This is a genomic window from Rhodococcus sp. NPDC003318 (genome assembly GCF_042879035.1).
In the GTDB taxonomy this organism is placed as follows: domain Bacteria; phylum Actinomycetota; class Actinomycetes; order Mycobacteriales; family Mycobacteriaceae; genus Rhodococcus_G.
The window spans coordinates 88,947-108,333 of record NZ_JBIAOU010000012.1 but is presented as its reverse complement, the minus strand read 5'-3'; the positions used below and the strand labels follow the sequence as shown (position 1 = coordinate 108,333).

General features: G+C 65.1%; 17 protein-coding genes. 9 read left to right on the top strand and 8 right to left on the bottom strand.

Annotated features, from left to right (window positions below):
• The first annotated feature begins 1 nt into the window (after position 1).
• Both ACFYVR_RS18960 and ACFYVR_RS18955 read left to right on the top strand, forming a co-directional pair.
• On the top strand, positions 2-937 hold the full coding sequence (locus tag ACFYVR_RS18960; protein ID WP_387475934.1) for a cyclase family protein: 936 nt from the start codon (positions 2-4) through the stop codon (positions 935-937).
• Between the two features lie 10 nt (positions 938-947).
• Positions 948-1,370, top strand: a complete 423-nt coding sequence (locus ACFYVR_RS18955) for a nuclear transport factor 2 family protein (RefSeq protein WP_387475932.1) — start codon at positions 948-950, stop codon at positions 1,368-1,370.
• 451 nt (positions 1,371-1,821) lie between these two features.
• On the opposite strand, the gene ACFYVR_RS18950 is transcribed toward ACFYVR_RS18955, so the two are convergent.
• Complete coding sequence (locus ACFYVR_RS18950; RefSeq protein WP_387475930.1) at positions 1,822-2,532, bottom strand: TetR/AcrR family transcriptional regulator; 711 nt, start codon at positions 2,530-2,532, stop codon at positions 1,822-1,824.
• A 459-nt stretch (positions 2,533-2,991) separates the two neighbouring features.
• Between ACFYVR_RS18950 and ACFYVR_RS18945 the strand changes: the two genes are divergently transcribed.
• Complete coding sequence (locus tag ACFYVR_RS18945; protein ID WP_387475928.1) at positions 2,992-3,969, top strand: cyclase family protein; 978 nt, start codon at positions 2,992-2,994, stop codon at positions 3,967-3,969.
• Positions 3,970-4,111: 142 nt separating this feature from the next.
• On the opposite strand, the gene ACFYVR_RS18940 is transcribed toward ACFYVR_RS18945, so the two are convergent.
• From ACFYVR_RS18940 to ACFYVR_RS18925, 4 genes are all read right to left on the bottom strand, one after another.
• Entirely contained in the window at positions 4,112-4,864 is a 753-nt protein-coding gene (locus tag ACFYVR_RS18940) for an SDR family NAD(P)-dependent oxidoreductase (protein WP_387475926.1), read from the bottom strand.
• A 27-nt stretch (positions 4,865-4,891) separates the two neighbouring features.
• The gene (locus tag ACFYVR_RS18935) at positions 4,892-6,415 is read right to left on the bottom strand and encodes a long-chain fatty acid--CoA ligase (protein WP_387475924.1); all 1,524 of its coding nucleotides are present in this window, start codon (positions 6,413-6,415) and stop codon (positions 4,892-4,894) included.
• A 74-nt stretch (positions 6,416-6,489) separates the two neighbouring features.
• The gene (locus ACFYVR_RS18930; RefSeq protein ID WP_387475922.1) at positions 6,490-7,242 is read right to left on the bottom strand and encodes an SDR family NAD(P)-dependent oxidoreductase; all 753 of its coding nucleotides are present in this window, start codon (positions 7,240-7,242) and stop codon (positions 6,490-6,492) included.
• Positions 7,243-7,295: 53 nt separating this feature from the next.
• On the bottom strand, positions 7,296-9,272 hold the full coding sequence (locus ACFYVR_RS18925) for a pyruvate dehydrogenase complex E1 component subunit beta (protein WP_387475920.1): 1,977 nt from the start codon (positions 9,270-9,272) through the stop codon (positions 7,296-7,298).
• Between the two features lie 156 nt (positions 9,273-9,428).
• On the opposite strand from ACFYVR_RS18925, the gene ACFYVR_RS18920 reads away from it, so the two are divergent.
• Both ACFYVR_RS18920 and ACFYVR_RS18915 read left to right on the top strand, forming a co-directional pair.
• On the top strand, positions 9,429-10,589 hold the full coding sequence (locus tag ACFYVR_RS18920; RefSeq protein WP_387475917.1) for an acyl-CoA dehydrogenase family protein: 1,161 nt from the start codon (positions 9,429-9,431) through the stop codon (positions 10,587-10,589).
• A 568-nt stretch (positions 10,590-11,157) separates the two neighbouring features.
• The gene (locus ACFYVR_RS18915; protein ID WP_387475915.1) at positions 11,158-11,529 is read left to right on the top strand and encodes a carboxymuconolactone decarboxylase family protein; all 372 of its coding nucleotides are present in this window, start codon (positions 11,158-11,160) and stop codon (positions 11,527-11,529) included.
• Positions 11,530-11,554: 25 nt separating this feature from the next.
• Here ACFYVR_RS18915 and ACFYVR_RS18910 read toward each other — a convergent pair whose 3' ends face one another.
• Positions 11,555-12,418, bottom strand: a complete 864-nt coding sequence (locus tag ACFYVR_RS18910) for an alpha/beta fold hydrolase (RefSeq protein ID WP_387475913.1) — start codon at positions 12,416-12,418, stop codon at positions 11,555-11,557.
• Between the two features lie 250 nt (positions 12,419-12,668).
• Here ACFYVR_RS18910 and ACFYVR_RS18905 point away from each other — a divergent pair, with 250 nt between their 5' ends.
• The 4 genes from ACFYVR_RS18905 (at position 12,669) to ACFYVR_RS18890 (ending at position 17,412) form a co-directional block, all read left to right on the top strand.
• Positions 12,669-13,418, top strand: a complete 750-nt coding sequence (locus tag ACFYVR_RS18905; RefSeq protein WP_387475911.1) for an enoyl-CoA hydratase-related protein — start codon at positions 12,669-12,671, stop codon at positions 13,416-13,418.
• A 26-nt stretch (positions 13,419-13,444) separates the two neighbouring features.
• Complete coding sequence (locus ACFYVR_RS18900; RefSeq protein ID WP_387476006.1) at positions 13,445-13,909, top strand: pyridoxamine 5'-phosphate oxidase family protein; 465 nt, start codon at positions 13,445-13,447, stop codon at positions 13,907-13,909.
• 61 nt (positions 13,910-13,970) lie between these two features.
• Positions 13,971-15,917 carry an enoyl-CoA hydratase-related protein gene (locus ACFYVR_RS18895; protein ID WP_387476004.1) on the top strand — a complete coding sequence of 649 codons (1,947 nt, stop codon included), beginning with the start codon at positions 13,971-13,973 and terminating at the stop codon, positions 15,915-15,917.
• An 826-nt stretch (positions 15,918-16,743) separates the two neighbouring features.
• Positions 16,744-17,412 (top strand): transposase, encoded by a 669-nt coding sequence (locus ACFYVR_RS18890; protein WP_387475909.1) that lies wholly within the window; start codon positions 16,744-16,746, stop codon positions 17,410-17,412.
• Between the two features lie 405 nt (positions 17,413-17,817).
• On the opposite strand, the gene ACFYVR_RS18885 is transcribed toward ACFYVR_RS18890, so the two are convergent.
• Both ACFYVR_RS18885 and ACFYVR_RS18880 read right to left on the bottom strand, forming a co-directional pair.
• Positions 17,818-18,594 (bottom strand): crotonase/enoyl-CoA hydratase family protein, encoded by a 777-nt coding sequence (locus tag ACFYVR_RS18885; protein ID WP_387475907.1) that lies wholly within the window; start codon positions 18,592-18,594, stop codon positions 17,818-17,820.
• On the bottom strand, positions 18,591-19,358 hold the full coding sequence (locus ACFYVR_RS18880; protein WP_387475904.1) for an SDR family NAD(P)-dependent oxidoreductase: 768 nt from the start codon (positions 19,356-19,358) through the stop codon (positions 18,591-18,593). The genes ACFYVR_RS18885 and ACFYVR_RS18880 overlap by 4 nt, the downstream gene beginning before the upstream one ends.
• Between the last annotated feature and the right edge of the window lie 29 nt (positions 19,359-19,387).

Here is a 19,387-nt window from a genome sequence, read left to right as displayed (position 1 = left end):
CATGAGCGATGAGAACGTTTGGCCGCATCACGAACTCGGTCGGAAGCTGAACAACTGGGGCCGATGGGGTGACGACGACGAGATCGGTACGCTGAACTTTGTCACACCCGAAAAGCGTATTCAGGCAGCACAACTCGTCCGTACCGGTCGCGCCTTCGACCTCGGGATGCCCTTCGACAAGGATGGACCCTTCAAGGGTGGGGGGTTGCGGACCAACCCGATCCATGTCATGACCCTCCTCCCGTCGGACACGGCGAAGTCCCCGGACGGATTGATCTCGGCCGACGACATGATCGTCACCGGACTCCAGTCGGCGACGCAGTGGGACGGCCTGGCGCATGTGGGTTACGGCGGAAAGTTCTACAACGATGTGCCGTCCGGCGCCGTCAACAACTTCATGGGTGCTTCCCGCAACTCCTTCCACAAGGCGGTCGATCGTCTGATCTCCCGTGGTGTCCTCCTCGACATCGCCCGGCTCAAGGGCGTCGATCGGCTCGAGGATTCCTACGAGATCACAGAGGCGGATCTCCTTGCGGCCGAGGAACGTCAGGGGGTGCGTGTCGAGTCCGGCGACGTGGTGTTGCTGCGTACCGGCTCGTACAAGTGGTTCCTCGAGGGCGACCGCGAGCACTTTCTCGGCAACGCTCCCGGCCCCTGCCTGGACACGTGCCAGTGGCTGTACGACCGTGAAGTTGCGGCACTGGCCATCGACAACCATTCGGGTGAGGTGTGGCCGAGCCCGATCCCCGGCGCCACGATCCCCTTCCATCAGGTCGTCATTCGAGACATGGGACTCACGCTCGGCGAGATGTTCAACCTCGAGGAATTGGCTGAGGACTGCGAAGCGGATGGGGTGTGGGAGTTCCTGTTCTGCGCTCCGGGCCTGAAGGTCACCAATTCCGCCGGCTCGCCCGTCACCCCGATCGTTCTCAAGTAGGGACCGGTTGATGGGGACATTTGCCGAGGTGTACGCGCAGATTCAGTCGACGATCGCGGAGCACGCCCAGGCTCAGGACGACGGCCGTGTCGATGACATGGTCGCGCTGTACTGGCCGGACGGTGTGGTCGAGATTCCCGGCTTTCCGCTGATCGAGGGCGCCGATGCAATCCGAGCAGCCTTCTCACAGCCTGGATGGCAGCCGGATCCGGCCAAGCCTCAGCGTCACGTGGTCACCAACACGGTGCTCACGGAGTGGACTGACAGCGAGGCGAAGGCGACCAGCGACGTCGCAATGCTCAAGAACGACGGGGTCGGGTGGTCGGTGGCGATCGTGGCGCGCTACCACGACCATTTCGAGCTGTCCGGAGAGCGCTGGCTGCTCCGTCGCCGATCCGACGAGTACGTCGGCTTTCAGCCTGTAGCCGGATAGGTCGCTACAGAAGGTTGGCCCGGCAGGACTGCTACTGCCGGGCCAACCTTTCTGACAACCGGGCTCGTAAGATATTCGACTGGCGCACAACGGAACACGTCTCGCCGAGGGTTCGGCATCGTGTTCCGACGACCACTCGAATCCGCCCCACGCAGTACTGACGCGCACGTGCGAAGTTCCTCTGGTTGAGGGTGGTGTTGGTAACCCCGAAACCCAGAGTCACCGCACGTGCGCGTCGCTCATTTCACCGGCGACAGGCCGAAGATCACAGGTGTCGGCTATCCGAGTGCGCCGGCATGTGAGCCAGTTCCTCACTGGCACGTCGGCGGCCTGGCCGGGTGCATGGCTCACGCAGGGAAACGTGCCGCGAAGTGCGGCGATTGTTCCTGTGTCACTGATGTAGGAGCGCACGTTCAAGCGGCGAGCGCACAGCGTCTCAGCGCACCGCCCGCTACGCCGGTGACGTGCGGCGCTTCCGCGGACGGGCTGACGCTTCGGGTGCAGAGGTTTTCCTCCGGCCCAAGTAGTCGAGCATGCGGTTGTCCAGTCCGTCGATCTCGAAGCTCTGGCTGCGGAAACCGGAGATGAGCGTCGTGCAGTACTCCCGGGACAACGTCTCCGCATCCCACTCGCCGCCGGGTTTCACCCACTGATACGTGTGGTTGTGCATGTTGAGAAACTGAAGGGTGGCCAGACGTGGGTCGAGTTTCCGAAACGATCCATCGTCCATGGCAGCGAGAAGAATCTGTTCGATGATGTCCTCGAATTCCCGCCGTTGCCCCAGGAGGCGGGAACGGTTCGCTCCACGCATACTCTTGTAATCGTGTTCGTAGACCCAGACGTGATCGAGGCGGGCGAGGATGTTCTCCAGCAGCGACTGGGACAGCATGCGCAGCTTCAGTACGGGGTCGACCTCGAGATCAGCTATGCGCCGGGCGGCCGTGAGAAGCGGGTTCATGACCCGATTCTGGATCTCGACGAGAAGATTCTCCTTGGAGCCGATGTAGTAGTACAGCGCTCCGCGTGCAGTCCCGGTCGCCTCGCTGAGTTCGGCGATGCCGGTACCGGCGTACCCCTTCTTGGCGAAGAGGCTCGCAGCGATGTCGATGATTTCCTGACGCTTCACTTCGTAGGCGGGGCCGTGCCCTGGTGGTCTTGCCATGCCGTCGCAGCCCATCTCCGTTGTTCGGTCCAACTCCAGTGGTGCCGACGCACCACGTTGACGTCGGCCTATCGGGGCTCAGTGTGTAATACCGACCGGACATCCTAAATCAACCGATCGTATTATCTCATATTCGTCCCACTCTGGACGAAGTGGGCGCCGGGGATCCGTCTGTCACGTCTGGGGGAGGACTCGTTGCCGCGAAGGCAGAGGGATGCCGTCCGTCCGCCCCGTCGCAATGACCGCTCTCAGGGTGTGTTCGGTTCCCAGATTGCAGGACTATCCGTTGGGCGGCAACGGTTGTCGGCGTCAAATTTCTTTGCCCGATCGGTCGGCTGATTATACGATTTCGCGAGAGGTTCATGTGGGTATTCGACGAGAAGAGGAACAACAGTGACGAAGAGGTGGCAGCATCGCCCGCCCGGATCCACTTGGGGAGATTGGGGCGAGGACGATGAATTGGGGCGAATCAATCTGCTCACCCCGGAGAAGGTCCTCCAGGGCGTGCGGGAGGTCGAGCACGGGATCAGCTTCAGCCTGAGCCTTCCGCTCGACTACCCCGGCGGATCTGCAATGAATCAGCGTCGTTATCCGCCAATCTTGCGGCCGACCGAGGACCTCGCACACAATCAGGACACCTTCTACAACGTTGTCGCGCGGGACGAAATCGACCCGAACTTCATCGATGTCTGGTCCGACGACGTCGTGACCATGTGGTTGCAGTACTCCACTCAGTGGGATTCCCTCGCGCATCAGGGTGCTCTGTTCGACGCAGACGGCGACGGCGTCGCCGAGGCCGTGTACTACAACGGTTTCCGCGCCGGAACGGACATCGTGGGCCCGAAGGAGGACGCGAAGGGTGATGGCAGCGGCAGCAAGAGTTTCGCCCGCCACCTCGGGCTCGAGCACATGGCCGCCCACGGTGTTCAGGGACGAGGCGTCCTGGTCGACATCGCCCATCATCTGAACTCCGACTGGCAGCCCGTCGACCTGAAGACCCTGCAGGACATCATGAAGGCGGACAACGTCGTTGTCGAGCCCGGTGACATGCTGTTGCTGCACACCGGGTTCGCGACGCAGGTTCTCGCGTGGGAGAAGAACCCGGACCCGGACAAGATCAAGGCGATGTATCCGTACCTCGATGCAACGGACGACGACCTGCTGCAGTGGATCACGGACTCGCAGATCTCGGCCCTCATCGCCGACAACTACGCGGTCGAAGGCTGGCCGCCGGGCAGCGACACCCCGCACTCGCTTCTGCCGATCCACAATCTGTGCCTGTTCAAGCTGGGTGTCCCGCTGGGAGAGCTGTGGTACCTCCACGACCTCGCGAAGTGGCTCCGGGAGCACAATCGGAGCAGGTTCCTGCTGACTGCGCCGCCGCTGTACCTGCCGGGAACCCAGGGGAGTCCGCTCACTCCTGTCGCGACGGTCTGAGCGAGTCGCGAGACCGCTCACACCCGGAGTGAACAGTTCGGTGCAGATCGGGGCTTCCGATCTGCACCGAAACTGTTTCCGTGGGTGGACGCACGACGAATTGCCGGTGGGTCAGGCGGCCACACCCGGCAATGTCGTCACATCACAGCAGCGAGTATCCGCCGTCGACCGTGAGCGTGGACCCGGTGACGTATGCCGACGCCTGAGAAGCGAGGAAGAGATAGATCCCCGGCAGGTCTTCCGGAGTGCCCCACCGCCCGAGCGCGGTGTGCTGGGCGATGTCGTTCTCGCGCTCGGAGTCGCGATGCCAGTGAGCGCCGAGACCGGTGTCGAACCATCCCAGGGCGACCGCATTCACGGTGATTTCCCGCGGTCCGAGTTCCTGCGCCAGAGCCTGTACGAGTGCGTGGGAGCCGCTCTTGGAGGCGGCGTACGCGGCCAGCCCTCCGCGGGGTCGGACACCGACGACCGAACCCGTGACGATGATCCGTCCGCCCGCTTCCATGACCTTGGCTGCTGCACGCGCGCCGAGGAAGGTGCCCGTCAGATTGACGTCGACGATGTCGCGCCACACCGCGGGATCCGTCTCCTCCACGGTGGCGACCTCGGGTGACACGCCGGCGTTGCAGATCCACACGTCGATGCCGCCGAAGCGGTCGACCATTTGTTCGGCGACGCTTTCGTTGAAACCGTCGGCGCGCACGTCGCCCGCACAGATCAGTGGGTCGCCCTCGAGGGCGGACGCCACCTTCGTCAACGCCTGCTCCGACCGTGCCACCAGGCCGAGTTGAGCTCCTGCGGCATCGAAAGCCGTTGCCAGAACTCGCCCGAGCCCGCGCCCGGCCCCGGTGACGACCACTCGTCGCCCCGCCATGTCGGTGTTCGTGAAGCCCATTCCTTCTCCGTTCATCGCTTCCCGCGTTCAGGCGGGAGTTTCGCGCAGGACCCGCTTGAGCACCTTCCCCGAAGGCGTTCGGGGAAGTGACTCGATGCACTCGATCTCCGCGGGAACCTTGTACTTGGCCAGTCGTGTACGGCAGAACTCCTTGAGTGCCTCCGAGTCGGCGGTGCTGCCGGCACGCAGCACGACGAAGGCCCGGGGCACCTCGCCCCAGCGTTCGTGAGGCATGCCGACCACCGCGGCTTCGACGACGTCGGGGTGCTCGTAGAGCACGCGTTCGACCTCCGGCGTGGCGATGTTCTCCCCACCGGAGACGATCATGTCCTTCTTCCGGTCCTCGATGTAGAGGTACCCGTCGGCATCGAGACGACCGATGTCGCCCGTGTGGAACCAGCCGTTCCGGATGGCTTTGCGGGTTGCCTCCTCGTCCCGCCAGTACCCCGCCATGACCTTGGGTCCGCGAACGACGATCTCGCCGAGTTCCCCCGATGCGACCGGCGTCCCCTCCTCGTCGACCACCGCCACCTGGACGTGGGCCACCGGCCGCCCGACCGAACCCACCTTCGAACGCATGTGCTCTGCATCGTTGACGGTGTCGCCGGACACCGTTTCGGTCAGGCCGTACGCATCGGCGAACCAGGCGCCGGGAAAGGCCTCGGAAATGCGGTCCAGCAACGGGATCGGCATCTTCTCGCCACCACCGGTGATGAAGCGGATCGACGAGGTGTCGCGAGTGGAGATGTCGGGCAGTTGCAGGAGCGCATTCATCATCGAGGGCGCCAGCCAGACGTTGGTCGGACGCAGGGTCTCGATCGCGTCCGTGACGCCCGCCGCGTCGAACTTACGGAGCAGGCTCAGCCGTCCACCGACATGGAAGGTGGCCAACCCCGGCAGATCCATCCCGCCGACGTGGTACAGCGGACCGCAGATCAGGGTGTTGTCGTCGGCGGTGAGTGAGAACTCCAGGATGTGGGCCAGGTTCTTCCAGATGAGGTTCTCGTGAGAGATGATGACGCCCTTGGGACGTGACGTGGTCCCCGAGGTGTACATCAACCGTTGCAGTGAGTCGGGCGTGACATCGACAATCTGTGTCGTCCGACCGCGGCCCGCGTCGACGAGCGTCGCGTACTCACTCCAGGTTGAATCGGCGGCACGGTCCAGCGTCACCTTGTTCCGGAGGTTCGGCAGCGACACCGCGACAGTGTCGACGGCGGCAACGAATTCTGCCTCGGTGACGATGACACTCGCGTCCGAGTGCTCGAGGATGTACTGCCACTCGGCGGGCGAGAGGCGGTAGTTCAGCGGCAGAACGGCAGCACCGATCCGGTTGGCTGCCAACATCGTTTCGATGAACTCGATCCTGTTGTACAGCAGCACCGCGACGATGTCACCGGACGCGACGCCGAGGTCGCGGAGGGCGACGGAGGCGGACTGCACGCGCGATTGCAGGTCACGGTACGTCAGCTCGCGGTCGCCCTCCGACACGGCGATCCTGTCGCCGAACCGGTGTGAGTTCCGCTCGAGCACGGAGGCGAAGTTGAACATGGTGAGGGCCTCTATCGGGTCGGAACCTGCCGGCCGGTCTGGCCGGTCAGGCTGCGTGATCGGGTGTGAGTCCGTCAGGGCAGGGAGTACCCGCCGTCGACGACGAGTGAGTGACCTGTCACCCACCGTGATTCGTCGCTTGCCAGGAAGGTGACCGCCCCGGTGAGGTCGGCCGGTGCGCCGAAGCCGAGTGGATGCCGAGCCTCGATCGCACCCAGCGCCTCAGCGGGCAGGCTGTCGTGCAGCGCGGTGGGGAAGGTACCGGGGCACACCGTGTTGACCCGAATGCCCTCCTTGGCGTACTCGAGCGCGGCAACTCGGGTCAGGTGGATCACGCCCGCCTTCGACGCGCAGTAGGGGGCGGCGTAGGTCCACGCGGTCAAGCCGCTGACCGACGCGATGTTCACGATCGACACGTTCGCCTTCTTCCGCAGGGCACGCGCCACCGCCCGGATACCGTGGAACGTACCGGTGAGATTGACCGACATCGATCGCTCCCAGTCCTCTGTGGACAGGTGGTGGATCCGCGCGTTCGGCGACACGATTCCCGCGGTGTTCACCAGGGTGTCGACCGTGCCGAATCGTTCTGCTGCGTTGCTGACCACCGCATCGAATGCATCGCCGTCCGTGACGTCGAGGCGCTCGGTGACCACTTCGATCCCCTGGCCCCTCAGCGTCTCCGCGAGTGCGTCGACGGCGTCGAGGTTCAGGTCGGCGAGAACCAGCGCCCGCACGCCTTCGGTGGCGAAGTGTGTGGCCACTGACGATCCCAGCGCGCCGGCCGCACCTGTGACAACAGCGGTCTTGCCTTCGAGTCTTGTGCTCATGGAGCACTCCTGTCCTTGGATTCGAGACGAATGTGGGGTTCGCGACGGAAGCGTCACGGGTGGGCGTCGAACGACTCTCGGATCGCCGCTTCGATTCGGGCCTCGTCGGGCAGCCATTGTTGTTCGAGAGGCGGTGTGTACGGCGCAGGCGTCGAGCCGGCGGTCACCCGGATCACGGGCGCGTCGAGATGCCAGAACCCTTCCCGCACAGCTCGGGCCGCGAGTTCTGCTCCGACACCGAACTCACCGACGGCCTGGTGAACGACGACCAGGCGGTTGGTCTTGCGGAGCGATTCGAGCACGGTGTCGAAGTCCAGCGGACTGATCGTGCGAAGGTCGATGACCTCCACGTCGATGCCCTGGTCTGCGAGTCGATCGGCGACAGCCAGGCAGTCGTACATCATCTTCGAGTAGGAGACCACGGTGACATCGCGGCCGGGGCGGCGCACGATCGCCTTGCCGAGCGGAACGATGTGGTCCGCCGGCGGCGTCGGCCCCTTCTTGCCGTAGAGGAGACGGTTCTCGATGAAGATCACCGGGTTGGGATCCTGGATGGCGGCCCGCAGCAATCCGTAGGTGTCGGCGGGTGTCGACGGCATGACGACGGTGAGACCCGGGATGTGCGCCAGCAGGGCCTCGAGGCTCTGCGAGTGCTGACTGCCCGAGGACTTTCCGGCGCCGAACTGCGTCCGAACCACGAGGGGCATCGAAACGGCCCCACCGGTCATGAAACGCATCTTCGCTGCCTGGTTCATCAACTGATCGAGGCACACGCCGATGAAGTCGAAGTACATCAGCTCGACTACCGGCTTGAACCCAGCCATCGCCGCGCCGACCGCGGTTCCCATGATCGCGCTTTCCGAAATAGGCGTATCCCGCACTCGTCCGGGGAACCTCTCGGCAAGGCCGCGTGTCAGGCCGTAGACGTTTCCGCCCTTGCCGACATCGATTCCGGCAAGGAACACCGCCGGGTCGTTCTCCAGCTCGTAGGTCAGTGCGTTGGTGATCGCGTGCATGACCTTCGCCGATCCGTCGGTGGGGGCCGGTGGCTCAGGGATGAAGGTTCTCGGGGTCGAAACATAGTCAGCCACAGTGCTGTCTGACGGGTAGGGAGCGTCGGAGGCTTTCGCGACGGCGTCCTCGATCGTCGCCTCGACCTCGGCCTCGATCGCTGCGATTTCCGGAGCCATCCCGACCTGGCGCATAGTGTCGCCGAGAACGATCAGGGGATCGCGTTTCTTCCACTCCTCGAGTTCGTCCGTGGTCCGGTAGCTCTCCGGATCGCCCTCGTAGTGGCCGTGCCACCGGTACGTGGTGGCTTCGACGATCATCGGGCCGCCGCCCTCTCGTAGCCGGTGCACGAGGGTCCGCTGCAGCCGGGCGACCTGTAAGACGTCGTTGCCATCGACCTCGTGGAACTCGACGCCGTAGCCGGCTGCTCGCTCTCGTAGCGTTGCGCGATGCTGGTCGGCTGCAGCAGAGAACTCGGAGTAGCCGTTGTTCTCGCAGAAGAAGATCACCGGAAGGTCCCACACCGCGGCGAGGTTGACCGATTCGTGGAACACGCCCTGGGCGACTGCGCCGTCGCCGAAGAACGCGACCACCACCCCGCCCGTGTCCCGCAGTTGGGCTGCTGTTCCCGCACCTACCGCGATGGGCAGCCCGGCGCCGACGATCCCGTTCGCACCGAAGATCCCCTTTCTGGGATCCGCGATGTGCATCGAGCCACCGCGGCCCTTGCAGGTGCCGGTCTCCTTCCCCATCAGCTCCGCGAACATTCCGTGGACGTCGAGACCTTTGGCAATGCAGTGGCCGTGCCCGCGATGGGTGGATGTGATGACGTCCCGGTCGTCGAGCGGCCAGCACGCGCCGACGGCGGTTGCTTCCTGTCCGATGGACAGATGGAGGAAGCCGGGGATCCGGGTATCGCGGTACAACCGGGAGGAGTGCTCCTCGAATCGCCGAATCGTGAGCATTCGGCGGTACAGCTCTGCCAACGTGGCCGGGTCATCGAAAAATTCTGTAGTCATTGAGCTTTCAACGATGGTCATGGTGTTGTGCCGATCCGTGGGGGAGCCTCGCGCGTGAGTCGACGCTTGACTGGGACGCAGTGCGCTAAATATTATACCGAATGTTCTAAAAAACAAGAGTCGCCGTCGGCGACCTATTCACGGGACGGACCCGACATGGATCTAGACCTGCCTGCCGAAGCAATCGAGCTTCAGAAGCTCTGCCGCGACTTCGCCGAGAAGGAGATCGAACCCTACGCCGAGTCCTGGTCAGAGGAAGAACGCTTCCCTTCGGATGTCTTCCTGAAGATGGGCGAACTGGACCTGACCGGGCTGCTGATTCCCCACGAGTACGGCGGTACCGATGCAGGCTATGTCTCCTACGTAGCAGCAATGGAAGCGATCGGCGCAGCCGATCAGTCGTTCGCCGCAGCATGGAACGCGCACTCCACGATCGCGTCGCTGCCGCTTGCGGTTTTCGGCACCGAGGAGCAGAAGCAGAACTGGCTCACGCCGCTGGCCTCCGGGAAGAACATCGGCGCATTCGGGTTGACGGAACCCACCGCGGGCTCCGATGCGGCCGGAATCAGGACGAACGCGCGGCGGGACGCCGGTGGCTGGCTTGTCAATGGCGCAAAGATGTTCATCACCAACGCCGGAACCGATGTGAGTCTGGGTGTGACGATCCTTGCGGTCACCGGGACGAATGAGGACGGATCCAAGCGGTTCGGCACCTTCTTCATCCCCACTGGGACCGAGGGTTACACGGTCGGACGTCCCCTTCGAAAGCTTGGCTGGCACGGGATGGACACCCGGGAGCTGATCTTCGACAACTGCTGGATTCCCGACGGCAATCTGATCGGTGAAGAAGGTAACGGACTCCGGCAGTTCCTCGACGTACTCGACGGTGGTCGGATCAGCGTCGCCGCGCTGGGGCTGTCGCTCGCCCAGGAAGCACTCGATCTTGCGACCGTGCACGCGACGCAGCGGGAACAGTTCGGCCGCCGGCTCGCTGACTTTCAGGCGGTGCAGCACAAGCTGGCCGACATGGCCACCGAGGTCGAAGCTGCCCGCAGTTTGGTCTATCGCGCCGCGTGGCTGGCCGACAACGGTCGTCCGTTCGCCAAGGAAGCAGCGATGGCCAAGCTGTACGCTTCGGAAGTTGCCAATCGCGCCGCCAGCGCCAGTGTTCAGATCCACGGCGGGTACGGCTACGTTCGTGAATCGAAGATCTCTCGTTTCTACGCGGACGCGAAGGTGCTCGAGATCGGTGAGGGAACGAACGAAATTCAGCGCAACGTGATCGCTCGAACCGTGATCCGGTCTGCTCGCGCCTGACAGGCGCGCCGCTCGGTGGCCACTCCGCCCTGCTCGTCGTATGGGGGAGTGGCCACCGGTGTGTCGACCCGAAGACCCGGAGAGGGCTGTCTTCACAGATGCGCATGGCCTCTTGCTCCCGATGAGGAGGGCAGTCTCCGCGACCTCGGGATCTTGCTCTTGCACTGTTCGGGGCAAGGTGAGATCGCGGGCGACGATGGACTTCCCGGATCCGTTCAAGTCGCTCAATCCGCGCGCCCAGATCAGGTACTCGGTATCCGAGCAATGCTCGCGCAGGGCGGAGACACATCGGCCAATCGTGGTTCACGTGAGATCTGCTCGGCGGAGGCGTCCGCTCAGTCCTCGTCGGACCGCAGACCGTAGTGCTCGATTGCCATGATCGAAGTCATGTCGAATGCGATGGGATGTCATTCGTAGGCTCCGGTGGGTGGAAGGCGCGCCGCCGAGGGTGGGTCCATTCCGCTTGGTGGAATTTCGACAGCGGCGGGGTGCCGCGCTGCGCCTAGCGTTTCGGGGGATGGCCCGGCGGCGGGCTGATCGCGGAAGCAGCCAACGGAATGGAAGAACAGTGGACGATCCGGCACAGGGCATTGTCGAGGCGGGTGACCGACGCTCGATCTACGAGAAGATCATGGCAACCACGAAGGGTGGTGGCCCGACCTCCGTGCTCGCGCAGGCAGGGGAGGACTTTCTCTTCGGCGAAGTGTGGACGCGCCCTGGACTTTCGATCCGTGAACGTCGGCTGATCACGCTCTCGTGCATTGCCGCTGTCGGGGCCACGAAACCGATGGCAGCGCACGTTGCTGCGGCGCTCGACACTGGTGATCTCTCCCGTGAGGAACTGGAGGAGGCAGCGCTGCAGTGCGCGGCGTATCTCGGGTGGCCGCTGGCCTCGTCGCTGGATCAGGCGATTCGACGGCACGAGGGAGGATCGTCGTGAAGCCAGAACCGCCGTGTGCCTCCGATCAGTGCGACCGAAGCTCGGACAGGAATTCGAGCAACCCGACGCTGAGGACGTCGTTGTCGTCACCGCTGACCATGTGTCCGGCGCCGCTGACATCGATATGACGCGAGCCGGGAATCAACTCGAGAAGTTCGCGCGCGCCCTCGGTGCTCACAACATTCGACTGCGCGCCTCGGATCAGCAACGTCGGAATCGTGATGGTTCGAGCCGCGGCGCGGGCACGCGCTTCCCGCGCCGGCGCCAGCGCCAGGGTCCTCTCACGATCGGAGATCAGTTGAGGATCCCAGTGCCAGTACCAACGACCGTCGCGTTCACGCAGGTTCTTGAGCAGGCCCTCGGCTCGCGGCGGTCGGCGACGCCGGGGGTTGTACGCGACGACGGCGGCGAGGGCGTCGTCGAGGCTGTCGAAGCCGGCGAGGCCGCGTTCGAGGAATCCGGTGATCTTCGCCAGCCCCTCCGCTTCTGCCTTGGGGACGACGTCGACCAGTACGAGTGCACGGCTCGAGCCGGGATTGTCGGCCTCCGCGATGAGTGCGGCAGTCCCGCCCATAGAGGCTCCCACCAGGACGGGCTTTTCGCCGAGCGCGCCGATCACAGAGACGAGGTCACGGGCGTATGCCTCGGTGGTGTAGTCGCCGTCGACGGCCCACTCGCTGTCGCCGTGGCCGCGGGCGTCCACGGAGTAGGCGCGCCAACCGTGTTCGGCGATGCGAATCCCAGTGCGCTGCCACGAGTGTCTGGTCTGGCCACCGCCGTGCAGGAGCACGACGGTTCCCTTGACGGTCGGCGATTCCGGGCTCCATACATCGGCGGTGAGGGTGAGTCCGTCGCCTGGAAGGACGGCTCTGTCGGTGGTGATCGGCATGTCTGAGGGCCGCCCTTCGTTCGTCGACCGCTCGCCGAAGGCTGCCCTCCGGTTGCGCCGACCGGTGCACATCGGGATTCTCTCGCGAAATGTATCAGCCAGGTGACATAGATAACTAATTGCACTAGGTCAGCGCTGGCTTCAACGGCGTATCTGATAGGACAGTGCGGACGGCCGATCCGGCTGGCTCCTTCCTGCCGGATCAACCGTCCTTCTGCTCGTTGCACAGCGTGCTCATAAAGGAGTAGGAATGCCCATCCGGCAGGCTCTTCACGGCAAGGTGCTCGTCATCACCCTGGATCGTGAAAACAAGCGCAATGCGATCGACCCGGAGATGGCGACGGGGATCAGTGCCGCGCTGGACCGACTGGACGACGACGACGACATCTGGGTCGGCGTGATCACCGGAGGCGATTCGGTGTTCTGCGCCGGATCGGACCTCAAGGACGGTGCGCAGGCCCGTACCGAACGTGGCGGCGAGTACGGGATCATTCGGCGTCGCAGGATCAAACCACTGATTGCGGCGGTCGAGGGCCCGGCCCTGGGCGGGGGATTCGAGATCGCGCTGGCGTGCGATCTCATCGTCGCGTCCACCACGGCGCGATTCGCGCTCCCCGAGACGCAACGAGGAGTCGTCGCGACGTCGGGTGCGTTGTTCCGCGCGATCCGCGCGCTGCCGATTCACGTGGCCAAGCAGCTCCTCATCACCAAGGACGGACTCACCGCGGAGCGTGCGTTCCAACTTGGACTCGTCAGTCGTGTCACCGAACCGGGTGACGCCCTCCGCCAGGCCCGCGATCTCGCCGACGAGATCTGCGAGTCGGCTCCGGTCGCCGTCCGACAGACACTGGCCGCGATCACATCCCAGTACGAGGAGGCCGACGAGCGAGGGTGGGAAGCGACGGCCCGAGCGATCGCGGCGGTCAAGGCATCGGACGACATGGCAGAGGGCATCACTGCCTTCTTCGAACGTCGCGCTCCGCAATGGCGTGGGCGCTGAGAGAATCGAGGCTCCAAATGACAGAAGTGAAGCAGCAGCGTCGCGGGCGATCGATCGCGATGACATCGGAAGAGATCGACGTCTTCCTCGGTGAGGAGCGGACCTGCCGTGTCGCAACGGTGGACGCCAACGGGACGCCGCATGTCGCACCACTGTGGTTCGTCTGGGACGGTTCCTGCCTGTGGCTCAACTCGATTGTCCGAAGCCAGCGTTGGAAGGACATCGCCCGTGACTCCCGGGTGTCGATCGTCATCGACGCCGGGCACGGGTTCGGAGAACTTCGCGGAGTCGAGATCTGCGGGCACGCGGAGAGCGTCGGCGAGGTACCTCGGGGATCGTCCGAGGACAGCCGACTCACCGACCCCGAACTGCGCTTCGCGCGAAAGTACACGGGCAGTGACACCTTCACCGCTGACGGTCGTCACGGATGGCTGAGGGTGACGCCGAACAAGATCGTGAGCTGGGACTTCCGGAAGACACCGAAGCGATGACCATGGTGGCGGCTCGTCGCGCGGACCGACGTGGAGACGTACCCCGGTGACTGCGGACAACATGATCGGTTGGGCGCAGGACGCCGACGGCATTGTCGTACTCACCATGGACGATCCGAATCAGCGCACCAACACGATGAACGATCTGTGCAAGCGATCGTTCCTCGCGACAGTCGACCGACTGTACGCAGAGCGGGACACCGTCACCGGTGTCGTGCTCACCTCCGCGAAGAAGACCTTCTTCGCGGGCGGCGACCTCAGGCGCACGATCACGATCGGGCCGGACCAGGCCGACGAGGTCTACGCGAACGTCGAGTCGTTCCGAACGATGCTGCGTCGCCTCGAGACCATCGGCAAGCCAGTGGTCGCCGCCATCAACGGCGCCGCCCTCGGTGGTGGTCTGGAGATCGCGTTGGCGACCCACCGCCGCATCGCCGCCGACGTCCGGGGCGTCAAGATCGGCTTCCCCGAGTCCACTCTCGGAATGCTGCCGGGCGGGGGTGGACTGGTGCGCAGCGTGCGGATGCTCGGCCTGCACGCCGCCGTCCTGCGTGTGCTCGTTCCCGGGGTGACGCGAGGACCGTGGGATGCGAAGGACGTGGGCCTCGTCGACCAGGTCGTCGGTTCGGTCGATGAGCTGGTGCCCGCCGCGAAGGCGTGGATCAAGGCGAATCCCGACGGGGGTGTCCAGCCCTGGGACAGGGCGGGCTACCAGATTCCCGGACCAGGCTCCGACACGCCCGCGGATCCCGCCGACCTGGTGCTGCCGGCGAACCTGCGAACGCCGTTCAGGGGAGCTCCGATGCCTGCGCCCCATACGATCCTGACTGCCGCTGTCGAGGGGTCACAGGTGGACTTCGAGAGCGCGATGGACATCGAGGCCCGCGGATTCGTGTCGCTCGTCACCGGCCAGATCGCGAAGAACATGATGCAGGCGTCGTTCTTCGACCCGCAGACGATCAGGGCTGGACACTCACGGCCCACGGGTGTCGCCACGACACCGATGGCGAAGGTCGGGATTCGGGGCGCGGGTGCTCTCGGCGCGGCGCTCGCGTACCAGTCCGCGAAGGCGGGGCTCGAGGTCGTCCTCGTGGATGACACACCCGACGCCGCGCTGGCAGGCAAGTGGCACGCGGAACGTGCGGAAGCCGAGTTGCTTTCGACCGGAAGCACCACGAAGGAGCGATGCGATGAGCTGTTGGCCAGGATCGTATCGACCGGCGACGCCGCCGATCTCGCCGGAGTCGACCTCGTCGTCGAGACCCGGCCCGAGTCGGTCGAACTCGAGCAGGGGGCATTCCGCGGAATCGAGGGCATCGGGGAGTGCACTGCGGTGCTGTGGTCGACGATCACGACCGTCCCCGGCGCCGATCGCGCGCGCGAGGACCGGGTGGGCCTGCACTTCCCCGAGCAGGTCGGCGAGGTCCCGCTCGTGGAGGTCGTTCACGGTGAGATGACATCCGACGAGGCGTTGGCTCGGGCATTCGACTACGCCCTGTCGATTCGTCGAACCCCGATCGTGGTCACCGCCTCGCCCGGGCTGTTCGTCTCGCGCCTTGTCGGTGCCTATCGCGCAGAGGCCGCGGCAATGCTCGACGAAGGCGTTTCCCGGACGGCCGTCGAGGATGCTGGGAAGCAGGCGGGTTACTCCACCGCGCCACTGCCGACGAGTGCACGGAACCCTCCTGGTGACGGTCGCTCCGGGCAGCCTGGTGTGGACGGCGTCGACGGATCCAGGACCCCGAGCACGTCGCCTCGCGACCTGATCGACCGCCTGCTGTTCATCGTGGCTGTCGAAGCGGTCCGCTGTCTCGACGAGGGCGTCGTCACGTCCGCAGCGGAGGCGAATCTGGGTTCGATCATGGGCGTCGGCTACCCGGTCTGGGCTGGCGGCGTCAATCAGTTCGTGACAGCATACGAGAGCGGGGTCGCCGGTTTCGTGGCCCGTGCGCACGAGCTCGCCACCAGGTACGGCGATCGGTTCGCTCCACCCGAATCGTTGATGTAGGAACGCGGGAAAGTATCAGGTGTGCCGAGCCGAAGTTGGCGCACCGCCGCACTACGCTTGTGACTTGCGGCGCCGGGGACTGGTCGACTCGGGTGCGGAGGTCTTTCTACGATCCAGATTGGCGCACATACGGCCGTCGAGGCCGTCGATGGACAACTACTCACTGCGGAATCCGGAAATCAGTGTCGTACAAAACTTCCTGGACAGCGTTTCCGCGTCCTACTCGCCGCCAGGCTTGATCCACTGACAGGTGTGGTTGTGCATGTTGAGGAACTGCAGCGTGGCCAGCCGCGGGGTCGAGTTTGCGGAAATGAGCCGTTGTCCATCGCGGCGATGAGGATCTGGTCGACGATGTCCTCGAATTCTCGTCGCTGTCCGAGGAGACGTGAGCGGTTTGCGCCCGCAGGCTCTTGTAGTCATGCTCGTTCCGATGGCGAATCCTGTTGCCAGAAGAATAAACCCGACGGTGACGGTGATCTTCGCTCCGACCAGAGCGGCGACCCGGTCCGCGGGAGCTGCGCCGACCACGAGACTGAACCGCCTGTAAGTGTTGGCAGTGGCCGGCCCGGGGCTGGCTGACAGGATCGGTGTCGTCGCCTCGTCCGATGTGACTCGTGAATCGCCTTGCCCCCTGCCTGGGTGCACTTCCCGGGATCTGTCCATCGTTCGAGGGCGGCGACGCCGGCCCGGTCTCGCTTCGGTGGCTTGATTAGAAGCCTGCCCGACCTGTTGCCTCAGGTCGTGGCCCGTTACAGGCCTGCCTCGAAGTTTCCTTCCGGGCCGACGCCGGAACACGACGTCCGCCTCTGGAAGGAGAACCGCCGCAATGCCCATCGTCGCAGACCAATACAGACAAGTCATCGGCGTCGACACACACGCCGCGACCCACACGTTGACCGTCGTGACCGCAGCCACCGGTGCCCCCGGGGTGTCGGCGACCTTCCCCACCAGCACAACAGGACTCGACCGCGCCCGCGACTGGATCGCGCGATGTGCCGAGCAGGGTCCGACGCTCGTGGTGGTCGAGGGCATCGGATCCTACGGTGCCGTGCTGACCGACCGCCTTCTCGCAGCCGGGTTCCCCGTCGTCGAACCTGCGGCGATGGCCGCCGCGGACCGGCGGGGCGTGGGCAAGACCGACGCCCTCGACGCCGTCCGGATCGCACGATCGGTATTGAGCATCGATCTGGCGAGACTTCGGACGCCCCGGGCAGATGGTCCGCGCGTTGGCGATGCGTGTCCTCGTCGTCGCCCGGGAGCAGATGACCTGCGAACGCACCCGCATGATCAACGCCTTGACAGCACTCGTCCGCACCGTCGAACTCGGAGTCGATGCGCGAAAGCCCTTGACCGGAAACCAGATTGCAACAGTAGGGGCATGGCGACGTCGGGCGGAGAGCCCCGTTCTGCAGACGTGCCGGGACGAGGCGATTCGCTTGGCGAAGAGGATCGTTGCCGCATCCTTGTGAGTTGGAAGGATGAGCACCATGCCTGAGAAGATCGACGCTGGGATCCTCGCCCGTGCGGTCCGCCTGGTGATCGAGCACCGTGATCAGTACCCGTCGGCGACCGCCGCGTGTGCTGTGTCGCCAAGCAGATGGGTCTCGTGAGCCGGTCTGCTTCGCGCGACAACAAGGGGGATACGGAAGCCTGCTCCCAACAGCGCGTGACGTGCGACTGCTCGAGCATCCCCGAGGGTGGTGGGGCCTGAACATCAAGTCCCGGATCCGGCGAGCGCCGGATCCGGCACATTCACTGTCGAGGACGACGTCTCCGGTGCTCGGGCCCTTGCTTGCACACTGACCAGAGTGCCGGAGACGTCCTGCCTCAGAGGGAAGTGCCGATCACGCCGTCGCTTGCCGCAACAGCGTGTCGAGCCCCCCTACATGCATGTCTTCGATCAGCGGCCCTGCCAGCGCGGTGCGCGGCGCTCGGTGAAGGCTGCGGCACCTTCGACCGCGTCGGCGGAGGCGAAGACGGGGTCGGTGTACACGGACTGCCGTTCGAACGACTCCTCGTCGGTCCAGGTGCGGGCATCGAGTGCGAGCGCCTTGCTGGCCCGTACGGCCAGTGGCGCGTTCGCGCTGATGGCAGCGGCCAGCGACCGAGCGGCCTCGAGCGCGGAGCCGTCCTCGACCACGCGATTGACCAGACCGTGCGCCTGCGCATCCTGAGCCGTGATCGGCTCGCCGGTCAGCAGCATCTCGAGCGCCACCGCCCGGGGCAGCACCCGCGGCGCTCGGAAGATTCCCCCCGCGCGCGCGGCGAGGCCACGCTTGACCTCCGGCAGTCCGAACTTCGCGCCGGCACCGGCGACGACGAGGTCGCAGGCGAGGACCATCTCGAAACCGCCGCCCAGCGCCCAGCCCTCGACCGCGGCGATCAGCGGCTTCGCCGGGGGTGCCTCGACGAGACCGCCGAAACCGCGGCCCTCGACGATCGGTCGTTCCCCGAGCTGGAACCGCTTGAGATCCATACCGGCACAGAAGGTTCCGCCGCCTCCGGTGAGGACTGCCACCGACAGGTCGGGATCCTCGTCCAGCCGTGTCAGAGCCTCCGCGATGAGGGTCGCCGCGGCCAGGCTCATCGCATTGCGCTGCTGGGGCCTGTTGATGGTGATCGTGAGAATCCCCGAGTCGGCCTCTACGAGAACTTCACTTGTAGCCGCCGTGGTCATCGCGGAGGCATCCGGATCGCACCGTCGAGACGGATCGTCTCACCGTTCGCGTAGCCGTTCTCCAGCAGGGCCAGTGCAATTCCGGCGTAGTCTTCCGGACGGCCGAGTCGCTTCGGGAAGGGCACTCCGGCGGCGAGGCCGTCGCGGATGTCGGAGCGCAGACGCGCGAGCATGGGCGTGTCGAACGTGCCCGGAGCGATCGTGTTGACACGGATGCCGACACTGGCGAGGTCACGCGCCGCGACGAGGGTGATGCCGTGCACGGCCGCCTTCGACGCGGTGTAGGCGGTCTGGCCGATCTGGCCGTCGAAAGCCGCCACAGAGGCGGTGAGAACGATGCTGCCGCGTTCGCCGTCGATCGGTTCGTTGCGGGCGATTCGCGCTGCGGCGGCGCGAAGCACGTTGTACGTACCGATGAGGTTGATCTCCAGGATGTTCCGGAAGCTCTCCAGGTCGTTCGGATTGCCTTCCTTGTCCAGGATGCGGAGCCGGTCTCCGCCGCGGCCGGCGCAGTGCACGACGCCCCGCAGGGGGCCCAGCTTCTCCGCCGCGTCCAGGGCGGGGGCGAACGAGTTCTCGTCGGTGATGTCGATAGGAGCGAAAATCGCGGCGTCGCCCAGGCGTTCGGCGGTCGCTTCGCCGTCGGAGGAGGCGAGATCGGCGACGACGACCCGAGCGCCCGCGGCGACGAGCGCAGCGGAGGTCGCCTCGCCGAGGCCGGACGCACCGCCGGTCACCAGGAATGTGTTGTCCTTGAGTTGCATGCTCTGGCTTTCTGTGGAGTGAACGAAAT